The 12318-nt window shown below is 63.8% G+C and carries 12 protein-coding genes and 1 tRNA gene; 3 read left to right on the forward strand and 10 right to left on the reverse strand.

Annotated elements, in window-relative coordinates:
• Positions 1-6: 6 nt before the first annotated feature.
• From EJ066_RS21615 to EJ066_RS21635, 5 genes are all read right to left on the reverse strand, one after another.
• A complete protein-coding gene (locus EJ066_RS21615; protein WP_126041482.1) occupies positions 7-1332 on the reverse strand; it encodes an ABC transporter substrate-binding protein in 1326 nt (441 codons plus the stop codon).
• Positions 1333-1369: 37 nt separating this feature from the next.
• A complete protein-coding gene (gene ugpC, locus EJ066_RS21620) occupies positions 1370-2458 on the reverse strand; it encodes a sn-glycerol-3-phosphate ABC transporter ATP-binding protein UgpC (protein WP_126041484.1) in 1089 nt (362 codons plus the stop codon).
• Positions 2459-2883: 425 nt separating this feature from the next.
• Entirely contained in the window at positions 2884-3123 is a 240-nt protein-coding gene (locus EJ066_RS21625) for a DUF2188 domain-containing protein (RefSeq protein ID WP_065008174.1), read from the reverse strand.
• A gap of 31 nt (positions 3124-3154) precedes the next feature.
• Positions 3155-3448, reverse strand: coding sequence for a DUF982 domain-containing protein (locus EJ066_RS21630; protein WP_126041486.1), 294 nt, complete (start codon positions 3446-3448; stop codon positions 3155-3157).
• Positions 3449-3577: 129 nt separating this feature from the next.
• The gene (locus EJ066_RS21635; protein WP_126041488.1) at positions 3578-4681 is read right to left on the reverse strand and encodes an NADH:flavin oxidoreductase/NADH oxidase; all 1104 of its coding nucleotides are present in this window, start codon (positions 4679-4681) and stop codon (positions 3578-3580) included.
• A gap of 294 nt (positions 4682-4975) precedes the next feature.
• On the opposite strand from EJ066_RS21635, the gene EJ066_RS21640 reads away from it, so the two are divergent.
• Positions 4976-5554: an NUDIX domain-containing protein gene (locus EJ066_RS21640; RefSeq protein ID WP_126041489.1), complete on the forward strand. Its 579-nt coding sequence runs from the start codon at positions 4976-4978 to the stop codon at positions 5552-5554.
• A 44-nt stretch (positions 5555-5598) separates the two neighbouring features.
• On the opposite strand, the gene EJ066_RS21645 is transcribed toward EJ066_RS21640, so the two are convergent.
• Together EJ066_RS21645 and EJ066_RS21650 are read right to left on the reverse strand one after the other, a co-directional pair.
• Positions 5599-5683, reverse strand: a tRNA-Leu gene (locus tag EJ066_RS21645).
• Between the two features lie 73 nt (positions 5684-5756).
• A complete protein-coding gene (locus EJ066_RS21650; protein ID WP_245454956.1) occupies positions 5757-5942 on the reverse strand; it encodes a hypothetical protein in 186 nt (61 codons plus the stop codon).
• A 385-nt stretch (positions 5943-6327) separates the two neighbouring features.
• Here EJ066_RS21650 and EJ066_RS21655 point away from each other — a divergent pair, with 385 nt between their 5' ends.
• Positions 6328-6507 carry a hypothetical protein gene (locus EJ066_RS21655; RefSeq protein ID WP_126041491.1) on the forward strand — a complete coding sequence of 60 codons (180 nt, stop codon included), beginning with the start codon at positions 6328-6330 and terminating at the stop codon, positions 6505-6507.
• 103 nt (positions 6508-6610) lie between these two features.
• On the opposite strand, the gene EJ066_RS21660 is transcribed toward EJ066_RS21655, so the two are convergent.
• Complete coding sequence (locus EJ066_RS21660; RefSeq protein WP_126041493.1) at positions 6611-7462, reverse strand: alpha/beta fold hydrolase; 852 nt, start codon at positions 7460-7462, stop codon at positions 6611-6613.
• 602 nt (positions 7463-8064) lie between these two features.
• On the opposite strand from EJ066_RS21660, the gene ade reads away from it, so the two are divergent.
• Positions 8065-9882 carry an adenine deaminase gene (gene ade, locus EJ066_RS21665; protein WP_126041495.1) on the forward strand — a complete coding sequence of 606 codons (1818 nt, stop codon included), beginning with the start codon at positions 8065-8067 and terminating at the stop codon, positions 9880-9882.
• Between the two features lie 28 nt (positions 9883-9910).
• Here ade and EJ066_RS21670 read toward each other — a convergent pair whose 3' ends face one another.
• Positions 9911-11077 carry an alpha/beta hydrolase gene (locus tag EJ066_RS21670; RefSeq protein ID WP_126041497.1) on the reverse strand — a complete coding sequence of 389 codons (1167 nt, stop codon included), beginning with the start codon at positions 11075-11077 and terminating at the stop codon, positions 9911-9913.
• Between the two features lie 125 nt (positions 11078-11202).
• On the reverse strand, positions 11203-12270 hold the full coding sequence (locus EJ066_RS21675) for an alpha/beta hydrolase (protein WP_245454957.1): 1068 nt from the start codon (positions 12268-12270) through the stop codon (positions 11203-11205).
• Between the last annotated feature and the right edge of the window lie 48 nt (positions 12271-12318).

Consider the following 12318-nt stretch of genomic DNA (forward strand, 5'->3'; position numbering starts at 1 on the left):
CTGCGATCAAACGCGATAGTACCGGTTTGCGCGCTTCTCCGCCTCTTCCATCGCCTCCTGGGGCGTGGCCTGGCCGGTCACGGCCTTGGCGAACATGTCGACCAGCACATAGTCGGCCATGGTCGCCGCCGAGGCATAGCCGAGCGGCCCGGCAAAGCCGTTCGGACGCAGCGTCGCCGAAGCCTTGGCGTAGGCGGCATTGTTCGGGTCGGCCGTCCACACGGGATTGTTGTCGAAGGCTTTGAGCGTCTGGCAGCAGTAGCCGGCCGAGGAGGTGATCCACTCCGCCATTTGCTGTTCCTCGAACATGAACTGCAGATAGGCCTTGGCCGCATTGGGGTAGGGCGTGTAGTCGAAGATCACGGCCGTGGTCACCTGGAACAGCTCGACGGATTTGCCGACGGGACCGATCGGCAGGTTGGTCGTGCGGATGTCCTTGGCGATTTCAGTCAGTTTCGGATCATTGTCCTTGTTGATCTTGGCCGTGTTGTAGGCGGAAATGCCGTTGGCGATGACACTGAGTTCGCCGGCCAGGAAGGCGCGGTTGTTGTTGACGTCGAGCCAGCTTTCGGTGCCGGGAATGAAGGTCTTGTAGAGTTCCTGCGCGTATTCGATCGACTTGAGGGTCTCGGGGCTGTTGATCGTTACCTTTCCGCTCTCGTCGACCATCTGGCCGCCGTGGCTCCACAGCAGCCAGTGAGCGTAGTTGTTGCCGTCGCCGACGCCGTGGCCGTGCGTGAAGCCGGCCGGATGCCCCTTTGCCTGCAAGGCCTTGCAAAGCTCGAGCAAACCTGCCGTGTCCTTCGGAAACTCCGAGAAACCAGCCTCCTTTACCCAGCTTTCCCGATAGACGATGGCGTTGCCGATGGTGGCCAGCGGCAGGCCGAGGAATTTCCCCTCCCGCGTCGCATATTGCTTTGGTCCGTCGTGCCAGCCGCCATATTTCGTGCCCAGATACTCGCCCAGCTCCGTCACGTCGTGCAGTTTGTCGGGATACTGGTGCGGGTCGTCGAACCAGACCAGCATCAGATCCGGGCCGGAGCCGACATTGGCGGCGACCGCCGCCTTGGGGCGGATGTCCTCCCAGCTTTCCTTGTCGACGCGGACCTCGACACCTGTCGCCTCGGTGAACCGCTTGGTGTTGGCCAGCCATTGATCCTCATCGCCCTGTACGAACGGCGACCAACGCAGCAGCCGCAGCTTTGCGCCATCCTCGGGCTTGTACTGCAATCCCTCCTGGGCAAAGGCGGGTGAGCTGGCGAACCGGCTTCCCAAGACTCCCGCCGCCGCGCCGGCGGTTGTGCGGATCACGTCGCGTCTGGTGAATTTCATGCTTGTTCCTCCTGTTTGTTGTCGTTGCCGTGTGGTCCTACGGCTCGGTACGCGTTGCGAATCGCTGTCCGGTTTCGCCGTGGAAGAGATGAATGAGGCCGGGCTCGGCCGTAAGGTGAATGGTTTCGCCCGGCGTGAAGGAATGGCGTTCCCGGAAATTCGCGACGATCTCTTCGCCGCCTTCTGTCCGGCCGATGAGCTGCACTTCCGACCCTGTCGGCTCGACCACCACGACGGTGACCGGAATGCCCTGGTTGTCGGACAGCTGCAAATGCTCGGGCCGTATTCCCAGAACCACCGGCTCGCCATTGTGGTCGGAAGGTGCCGCGGCCAGCGGCAGCGAAATCCCGCCGGAGCCCCGAAACGACAATGAGCCGCTGTCAGTTGCGATTTCACCCCTGAGCATGTTCATGGCCGGCGAGCCGATGAAGCTGGCGACAAAAAGATTGTTCGGCCGGTCGTAGAGTTCCAGCGGCGGGCCGATCTGCTCGACCAGGCCGTCATGCATGACCACGATCTTGTCGGCCATGGTCATGGCCTCGATCTGGTCGTGGGTGACATAGACTGTCGTGGTCTTCAGGCGCTGGTGCAGTTCCTTGATCTCGGCGCGCATCTGCACCCTGAGCTTGGCGTCGAGATTGGACAGCGGCTCGTCGAACAGGAAGACCGCCGGATCGCGCACGATCGCCCGGCCCATGGCGACGCGCTGGCGCTGGCCGCCGGAAAGCTGCCGGGGATAGCGCGCCAGCAACGGCACCAGCCCAAGGATTTCGGCGGCGCGTTGAACGCTGGCGCCGCTTTCGGCTTTCGAAACACCCTTGAGCATGAGCGAGAACGCCATGTTCTCGGCGACGGTCATATGCGGGTAGAGCGCGTAATTCTGGAAGACCATGGCGACGTCGCGCTCTTTTGGCGCAACATTGTTGACGACACGCTCGCCAATCGCGATCTGGCCGCGCGAAATCTTTTCCAGGCCGGCGATCATCCTGAGAAGGGTCGATTTTCCGCAGCCCGACGGCCCGACCAGCGTGACGAACTCGCCGTCATCTATGTCCACGCTGACGCCGTGGAGAATCTCGACGGTGCCGAATGATTTATAGACATCGCCAATCGCGACAGACGCCATCGATTTCCTCCCCGAATGCTTCCTGCGACGTCTTCGAAGGAAACCGCTTTCCAAACTGGCCGCGGCAGCTCCCAAGTTCCTCCCTGGTCACGCGCGATTGTGAAACGGTAGCGCTACCAAGCCTGCCTGTAAAGCCGCTGCGTGGCAATCGCTCTTCTTGGTCGCTCGCTACCTCTGGCGGCCCCGGCAGCGACTAAAATTCGCCATGTTCGGGATCGGCGCAAGAGGATGGCTTGCCAGGCCCGACTCTTAAAATTGGAAGCGCCAAAATCAGGTGATGCCGGCCTGCAAACGGCGACTTCCTGCGCTTCCGGTGCTCTCGTACCCAAAAGCACGCTCCGCTCCGGTTCTCGGAGACCACCTGTTTGGTCGCATGCGCGCCCGTCTTCGACTCCGGCTCGGCCTGACCTGAACCTCGACATACCTTAATCGGAAACTTCGGTTTGCGGCCGGTCCCGGCCGTCGGCGAGCTCGTCGTGCCATTTGCCGTCGGCGTCCTCGTACTGGATGCCGTCCGTGGTGCCGGCGACCTGCTGCTCGGCCGAAGCGATCTCCGCGGCGCGCAGCGCGTCTTCGTGAGTGGGGAACGTCTCCGAGAATGTCGAGCCGACCTTGTAGGCCCAGCCCCCGTCATGCTCGACGATCTTGTAAGTCAGCTTCGCCATGAAATCCTCCGGTGGAAAAAGCTCCGTCTGCTCAATGCAGTTTGTCCTTGGGCAGCTTGTTTTCGGGCAGTCTGTCGTCGGGAACCAGCACGTCCGATTCCTTCGCGGCTTCGACCAATGCCCGGCGCGCATCCGCTGTCGAACGATACCCTTCCAGCACTTTTAAGCAAGTGTCGAGGGCATCGCGATGCCGAGGGCCGCGATTGAGCGGCCAAACCGTCATCAGGCACTCCGCCGCTTCCTGGGTGCTGCGGATTTCACGGTATTTGCCGACGTGGCCAAGTTCGACCACGACCGGCTTTTCAAAAGGCTTGTTGTCCATCATCGCCGCCAACGCGGAGGGGCCGATTTGGTTGCAACGCTCTCGGCGTAAAGGCCTCAAGGGCCGCGGTCCCAGGGGCAGCGGTCCCAGGGGCAGCGATCATTGAGGCCGCAGCCATTGGAAACGAACCGGTCAGCCGGCCGCCTTCATCCAGTGCTGCATCGTCGTCACCGAGCGGGCAAGCTGCGGCGCCGGGTGGATCTTCTCGCCGAAAGTGGCTGCGGCGCGCCACGCCCAGCGCGGATCGGCGAGGAAGGCGCGAGCCAGAGCCACCATGTCGGCACGGCCCTCGGCAACGATCGCCTCGGCCTGCCTCGGGTCGTCGATCAGGCCGACGGCCCGCGTCGGGATGCCGGCGCCCATGCGCACGGCTTCCGCCAGATGCACCTGGTAGCCCCGACCCGTCGGCAGCTTCTGCAGGGGCGAATTGCCGCCGCTCGAGCAGCAGAGATAGGCGACGCCCTCCGCCTTCAGCGCCTTGGCCACCTCGATCGCGTCCTCGACATCGAAGCCGCCATCGACCCATTCCTTGACCGACAGGCGCGCCCCGAGCATCAGCTTGGGGACTGCCTTTCTCACCGCCTTGGCGATCTCGACGGCGAAACGCATGCGGTTTTCCAGCGAGCCGCCCCAGCGGTCGGTGCGCTGGTTGGAAAGCGGCGACAGGAACTGGAAGATCAGATAGCCGTGGGCTGCGTGCAGTTCGATGAAGTCGAAGCCGGCCCGCTCGGCCCGCCTTGCGGCTTGCGCGAAGCGTTCGATGATGTGCAGGATCTCCTCATCCTCCAGCGCCCGCGGCACTTGCCAACCCGTGTCGTAGGCGATTGCCGAGGCAGACACGATCGGCCACGGGTCTTGATCGGCCTGGAGCGGGCCGCCGCCTTCCCATGGTTTCTGGTTGGAGGCCTTGCGGCCGGCATGGGCAAGCTGCGTGCCGAACCTGGTGCCGGGGGCGGCGACGCGCCTGGCAGCATCCAGCGCGCGCCGGGCGGCGGCCTCGTTGTCGTCGGAATAAAGGCCGAGGCAGCCATGCGAGATGCGGCCGCGCCGCTCGACGTCGGTCATCTCGACGGTGACCATGCCGGCGCCGGACATCGCCAGGTTCATCCAGTGGTGCAGGTGCCAGTCGCTGGCGGAGCCGTCATCGGCGGAATACTGGCACATCGGCGCGACCGCGATGCGGTTGGGAAAGGCGAGGCCGTCAAGCGTGATCGGCTGGAAAAGCGATGTGGTCATGGAAAACTCCGGGGAGGGGACTGTCGCTATTTAGGCAATGGATCGCGCCCGCGCCAGACACGAGGCGGTGAAGTGTTGCTCTGGACAGCTTAAACATTCCGAAGCAGGCGCCGTCGGCGAGGGCTGCCGATCTCCCCCCTCGAGGGGGGAGATCGGACGGCACGCCGGCCTTCGCCAATCTCAAGCCCCTGCAACCTGAAGCGATTGCCCGTCGCTCCCCGGCTGCCATTGCTGTCGGGATTGCGCGGAGGCCGGTTCGCGGCTACGCCTCTTGCCGGCAGCACGGAGTTCACCATGGAAGACCGCATTCGCATCCGCTCGGAGGAAGTCCTTTCCGACGACTGGGCCGTCCTGAAGAAGACCGTCCTCGATTATCGCCGGCGCGACGGGCAATGGGAGACACAGATCCGCCAGACCTACGATCGCGGCGACGGTGCGGTGATCCTGCCTTACGACCCGGAGCGCTCGACGGTTCTGCTCGTGCGGCAGTTCCGCTACCCCGCCTACGTCACCGGCCACCGCGAGCCGCTGATCGAGGCCTGCGCCGGTCTGCTCGACGAAAACGATCCCGAAACCTGCATCCGCAAGGAGGCGGAGGAGGAACTCGGCTACCGCCTGAAGGACGTGGAACGGCTGTTCGCGCCCTATATGAGCCCCGGCAGCGTGACCGAGCGGCTCTGGTTCTTCGTCGCGCGCTATTCGCCCGCCGACCGCATCTCGGCCGGCGGCGGCGCGCCTGACGAGGGCGAAGATATCGAGGTTCTGGAAATGCCGCTCGACGAGGCTTTGGCCGGCATCGCCGACGGCCGCATCATCGACGCCAAGACGATCATCCTGATCCAGCACCTGAAGCTGAACCCGATCCGGGCTTGATTCGCCGGAACCTGGCTGCGCCGGCAGGGTCGCGCCGGTGTTGCTGGTGCGGACGGCGGGGATCGAACCCGCACGGATTGCTCCGAGGGATTTTAAGTCCCTTGCGTCTACCAATTCCGCCACGTCCGCAGGCCAGCCCTTTTCAGCCGCCAGACCAAGGCCGTCAAGCTGTCTTCTGCCATCCGTGGCTTGGACGGTGCCTTTACTTCGCGTCGATGTAGTCGAGCACCGACCGGCTATACTCATCCGGCGCCTGCAGCGAGGCGAAATGGCTGAGGTTGGGCAGGGTGATGAGCTTGGCGCCTTGTATCGCCCCGGTTATGTATTGGGTGTGCTCGCGCTTGCTAAAACCGGCTACAAATCCGCTGTGGCGGCGGGTCAACAGCATAGCTGCCGTCACCCGCCAGCGGCATTTTCCCTCTCGCCGGCAGGGGCCAAACACCCCTGAGATTCAAAAACAAGATTGTTTCCATCTGGAACTATTTCGGGGTGGCTGAGTTTCGGACTGAAGCTACTGGAATCCCGAACATGGCAGAGTTTGACACAGGACGAGGGAAGTCTGTTGCCAAAGCCGTACGGCAATTGATCCGTTCCGAGGATAATCGCCGGTATTTACACGACGTGCTGGACCTGGCTGCTGACTCACGAGTGCCCAGCGCCCTTGCCGCATTGCTCGAGGCGCTTGATCGGGCCGGGCGGGAACCATCTCCGCAATCCCGGAGCCTGAACGTGCGATGACCGGGTAAAACACGCCAATCTTCTCCTCCATCCCCATGGCTCAACGCTACGACATTGAGAAGACGCCTGAAGGCACGTGGGACATCATCGATGTTTTCACGGGGATGCCGGTTGTTGAGGTGGGGGTCCCCTTGATCGATATGCCCATCGAAGAGGCCGACGATCTGGTCGACCTTCTCAACTGCCGCGACAGGGAACATCGGGAGGACACTTAACGCCGCGTCCCGGACCGAGGTCCGCCGCCAAAGCGCATCTCCGTTCGAAGGAAGCGTTCCCTCGGCCGTCAAGCCGTCTTCTGCCATCCGTGGCTTGGTGCCTTTACTTCGCGTCGATGAAGTCGAGCACCGACTGGTTGTATTCGTCTGGCGCCTGCAGCGAGGCGAAATGGCTGGCATTGGGCAGGATGATCTCCTTGGCGCCGGGGATGACCGAGGCCATGTAGTCGGTGTGCTCGCGCTTGATCGCTTCGTCATGGTCGCCGGCAACGATCGCCGTCGGGGTGGTGATCGTGCCGAGCTGTTCCTTGGTCCACGCCGGCTGCGTCGCCCACATGTGGCTGATCTGCGTCACGAAGGCGTCGTACTCGCCGGGCGTCTTGGAAAGCCGGGCGTAGTCCTTGCCGCTGCGCACGATATAGGCGCCGAAGGTCTTGTCGGTCATGACGCCCGGATCGACGCCGTCGGTGGTCACGTTGGCGGCCTGCGCATAGAGCCTTGTCAGCCGCTCCGGATGGTGGAGCGCGATGTCGATGCCGATGATGCCGCCGTCGCTCCAGCCGACAAGCGCGATTCTGTCGATCTTCAGGTGGTCGAGCAGCGCCAGATAGTCCGATGCCATCAAATCGTAGCCAAAGGGCTGATCGGTGCGGGTGGAGCGGCCGTGGCCGCGGCTGTCGGCGACGATCACCTTGTGGGTTTTGGACAGCGTCGCCACCTGGCTTGCCCAGATGTCGGCATGGCCAAGGCCGCCATGGATGAGCAGCACCGGTTCGCCCGCGCCGAAGACCGCATAGTACATCTGGATGCCGTTGACCGGTGCGTAGCCGCTCTGGTCGGGCTTTGGCATGGCGGTCGGCTCAGGCAGGGTCTGCCAGCGCTCTTCAGCCGAGGCGAAGCCGGCCATGACCAGAAACAGGGTGACGAAACCGAGCGCTTTCCAGAAACGGGTCATGTGTTCCCCCCAGGGATTGCGGATTTGGGATTTCGGATTGTCGATCCAACATCTTTTTGAGGTGGGAAGTCAACGATGGCGGCGGGGCCTTGTGACGACAGCCTGAAACAAAAAACCCGCCTTGGCAGCGGGTCGCTGGCGCAAATCAGCACCATGAATAAATTCCTAGCATAACTGCCGTCACCTGTCAAGTTGAAACTGCCGCTCGCAACAGAGCAATCGCCTTAGTGCGGCTGCCTCCGCAGGACTTGGGTTCCTCGCCCCACGAAGTGGGGAGAGGTGGCCCGGCGAAGCCGGGACGGAGAGGGGTCTTCGCGGCGGCTGGGAACTGTTCAAGGTTCCTGAAGGACTTCCTATCATGCTCGCGGCCCCGTCCCTCATCGGTTCTGGCTTCGCGAATGTCGTCCCCCTCTCCGTCCCGGCTTCGCCGGCCACCTCTCCCCCGCTCCGCGAGGGCGAGGAACCCAAGTCCTGCAAACCGGCGTCCGCAGGGCAAGGGGCAGCGCAAAGCCGAGGCGATTGTCGCAAAAAGCGTTAACCCGAGTTCCTCGCTGGTCAAAATCCCCGCGGCTTGGCACAGTCGGGCAAACAGGAGTCTCTTCATGGCCAGGAAGCCGACCGCGCACACGACGAAACCCAAACCCTGGGCCGAGATGGCGACGCATCTGGTCGATGTCGCGATGGGCCGGAAGCCCGCCGATCTCGTCATCCGCAACGGGCGCTGGGTCAACGTTCATTCCGGCGAGATCATCGCCGGCACCGACCTTGCCATTGCCGGTGGCCGCTTCGCCTATTGCGGGCCGAATGCCGGTCACGCCATCGGGCAGGGCACCAAGGTGGTCGACGCCGGCGGGCGCTATCTGGTGCCGGGCCTTTGCGACGCGCACATGCATGTCGAGAGCGGCATGGTGACGGTGACCGAGTTCTGCCGCGCCGTCATCCCGCATGGCACCACCTCGATGTTCATCGACCCGCATGAGATCGCCAACGTGCTCGGCCTGCCGGGCGTGCGGCTGATGCACGACGAGGCCGTCGCCATGCCCGTCAACGTGCATGTGCAGATGCCGTCCTGCGTGCCCTCCGCGCCGGGGCTGGAGCATGCCGGCGCCGAGCTGACGGTCGCCGATGTCACTGAAGCCATGACCTGGGAAAACATCATCGGGCTCGGCGAGGTGATGAATTTTCCAGGCGTCGCGGCCAACGATCCTGTCATGGCTGGCGAGATCGCCGCGACGGTGAGGGCGGGCAAGACCGTTGGCGGCCATTACGCATCGCGCGATCTCGGCCTGCCGTTCCACGGCTATGTCGCCGGCGGACCCGAGGACGACCACGAAGGCACGCGCGCCGAGGACACCATCGCCCGCGTCCGCCAGGGCATGAAGGCGATGTTGCGGCTGGGCTCGGCCTGGTACGACGTCGCCGCGCAGATCAAGGCGGTGACCGAAGGCGGGCTCGATCCGCGCAATTTCATCCTGTGCACCGACGACAGCCATTCCGGCACGCTTGTCCATGAGGGCCATATGGACCGGGTGGTCCGCCACGCCATCAGCCAGGGGTTGAAGCCGGTGACGGCGATCCAGATGGCGACGCTCAACACCGCCCAGCATTTCAGGCTGGAGCGCGAGCTGGGTTCGATCGCGCCGGGGCGGCTCGCCGATCTGCTGATCGTCTCCGATCTGGCCGCGATGACCATCGACGAGGTCTATGGCCGCGGCGTCAGGCTGGCCAAGGGCGGCAAGCTCGAAATCGACATTCCGGCCTATGATTATCCGAAGACGGCGAAGAACACCGTCAAGCTCGGCAGGAAGCTCAAGTCAGGGGATTTCGACATCGTGGCGCCCAAGGGCGCCAACGAGGTGCGGGTGCGCGTCATCGGCGTGATCGAGAACCAGGCGCCGACGCGCGCGCTCGAAGCGGATCTCGCCGTCGAGGACGGGCTGGTCGCGATGGACCGCCGCAACGACGTCTGCCAGATCGCGCTGGTCGAGCGTCACCGGGGCACCGGCGGCGTCACCAACGCCTTCGTCTCCGGTTTCGGCTATATGGACGACTGCGCCATGGCCTCCAGCGTGGCGCATGATGCGCACCACATCATCGTCGTCGGCACCAACAAGCAGGACATGGCATTGGCGGTCAACCGGCTGGGCGAGGTCGGTGGCGGCGTGGTGCTGTTCTCCAAGGGTAAGGAACTGGCGTTGGTCGAAATGCCGATCGCCGGGCTGATGTCGGACGAGCGCGCCGAAATCGTCGCGGTCAAGGCGGACAAGCTGACCGAGGCGATGCGCAAGATGGGCTGTTCCCTCAACAACGCCTACATGCAGCACTCGCTGCTGGCGCTGGTCGTCATTCCCGAACTGAGGATTTCCGATGTCGGCCTGATCGACGTGACGACGTTCCGGAAGGTCGATCTGTTCGTCTGACATTGGCCAAGGCGCGAACCCACGCCGCTCATCCACCGGTGGCGATGGTCAGCACCTTGAACGGCGTGGTGATGACGATCTCGGCGACGGAGCCGACGGCCTTGCCGATGCCCTGACCGAGATTGTCGATCGGCTGCGCCGGATCGGCTTCTTCCGATGCCAGGCCGGCCGGGGCGCGCAGCCGGTTGCCGAGCAACTGCACAAGGAACGGGTTGTCGGCGAATTTGGCGTGGTTCAGACGGTCGCCGCCTTTGGTCTTGGTCAGGTCGACCACCGACACGCCATAGCTGGCGAGGTCGGCCGCATCGCCATAGTCGCCGACGCGCGGCTTGTCGCCGGAGATCAGGGCGGAGAGCCTGAGGGCGCGATCGTCGCCCGAAAGCAGAATGGCGAAAGGCTTGTCCGGCTTGCCATAGCGGATCATCTGCTTCTTGAACACATCGACGTCGATGTCGGGCGAGGCCAGGATGACATAGCCAAGCTTGTCGTCGAGATCGCGGTCGCCGGTGATGGCAAGCTGGCGCAGCGCCTCCATCGTCACCCAGGTGCCCATCGAATGGGCGATGATGTCGATGCTCTTGGCCTTCGTCTTGGCCAGCATGCGCAGCGTCTGTTCGAGATCGTCGCGCGCGGCGTTGGCGCTTTCCTTGTCGTAGATGTAGCCGGTGGTCTTGCCGCTCGACGCCCATGAGAACAGCACCGGCGTGCCGGGATATTTCGTGTCGTGCGCGATCTGCGTCAGCCGGTAGATGCCGTCGTCGAAACCGTTGTTGAAGCCGTGCACGAAAACCAGCGCGCGGTCGCCGCGCATGGCGATGTCGGCGCCGACCGCCTTGGCGAATTGCGGGGCGCCCTCATAGAAGGCGACGTTCGTCGCGGTGAAATCCTTCGCCGGGTTGCTGTTGGCGGACCCTTTGACCCGCTCGATGGCGCCAACCTGATGGATTTTCGGAACCGTCACGTCGACGCGGGCGAAGCTGGTGGTCAGCGAGCGATTGCCGTCGAACACCTGCCGCGGATCGGTCGTGGCTTTTTCCCGGGTGGTGGCGACGAAGATCTCATGCGTGGCCGCGATGTCGGAGGCAGGCGCCGTGACTGCCGTCGTGTTGAGAAGATCGTGTGTCTTCCGGCCGGCGCAACCGGTGACAGCGAGCGCGAGCGCAACGACGAGGAAGATCTTCGAACGCACGGTCACGCAGGCTCCCGAAGGGACGTCAACCGCATGACGTCTTTGGCTATTTCGATAGAGGCAGAGGCCGGCCTGGTCCAGTTCAAAATGATCCGATGCTGCTGCAATCGTGAATATGCACGACGAATACCTTACTGCCCGAGCAGGTTGATGCGGTCGGTCACCTCGCGGTCGCTGGCAAATCCGTCATCCTCGCGCAGCCGCTGGCCGATCATCTTCACCAGCTCGGGGTTGTCGGCGAATTTGGTGTGGTTGAAGCGATCCGATCCCTTGACGCTGGAGAGATCGACGACGCTCACGCCGTAATCGGCGAGGTCGGCCGCGTCCTGGTAGTCGCCGACGCGCGGCCGCGAGCCGGCGATCAGGCCGGAGAGCCGCAGCGCCCGGTCGTCGTCGGACAGGAGCAGGATGAAGGGCTTGTTTGGCTTGCCGTAGCGGCGCATCTGGCTCTTGAACACGTCGACATCGATATCGGGCGAGGCCAGCACCACGTCGCCGAGTTTGCCGCTGAGATCGCGGTCGCCGTTGATGGCGAGCTGGCGCAGCGCTTCCATGGTGACCCAGGTTCCCAGCGAATGAGCAACGATGTCGATGCGCCGCGCGCCGGTCTGCGCCAGCATCCTCAGCGTCACTTCCAGCTGGTCGCGGGCAGCACTGGCGCTTTCCCTGTCGTAGACATAGTCCCTGGTCTTGGCGCCCGACGCCCAGGAAAACAGCACCGGCGTGCCGGGGTAACCGGAATCATGAGCGATCTGGGTGACGCGGTAGACGGCGGCGTCGAAGCCGGTGTTGTAGCCATGGACGAAGACCATGACGCGGCCGCCGCGCGCGGCGATGTCGGCGCTGAGTGCGCTGGAGAATTGCGGCGCGGTGTCGTAGCCGACGACGTCGGAGGCCATGAAGTATTTGGCCGGGTCGTTCGACTTGCCGCGCGAGCGCCGCTCGATCCGACCAGTTTCGTGGATTCCCGGCACGGTGACGTTGGCGCGGGCATAGTTCAGCGTGGCCGAGCGCTCGCGGTCGAAAACCTTGGCAGGGTCGTCGGAGCGCTTGCGCGTCGTGGCGATGAAGATCGAGTGGTTGCCGGCGATTTCCGTCACCGGCGCGGACACCATGGCGCTGCCGAGCAGTTCCTCGGTTTGCCGGCCGCCGCAGCCGGCAACGAGCAAGGCAAGGACAAGGATACAAATCTTCTTCAACTCTGACATTCCACTCCGGCCGCAAGGCCTATCCAACCTCCGCGCCCC

Origin of the sequence: Mesorhizobium sp. M9A.F.Ca.ET.002.03.1.2, from assembly GCF_003952365.1 — a bacterium.
In the GTDB taxonomy this organism is placed as follows: Bacteria; Pseudomonadota; Alphaproteobacteria; order Rhizobiales; family Rhizobiaceae; genus Mesorhizobium.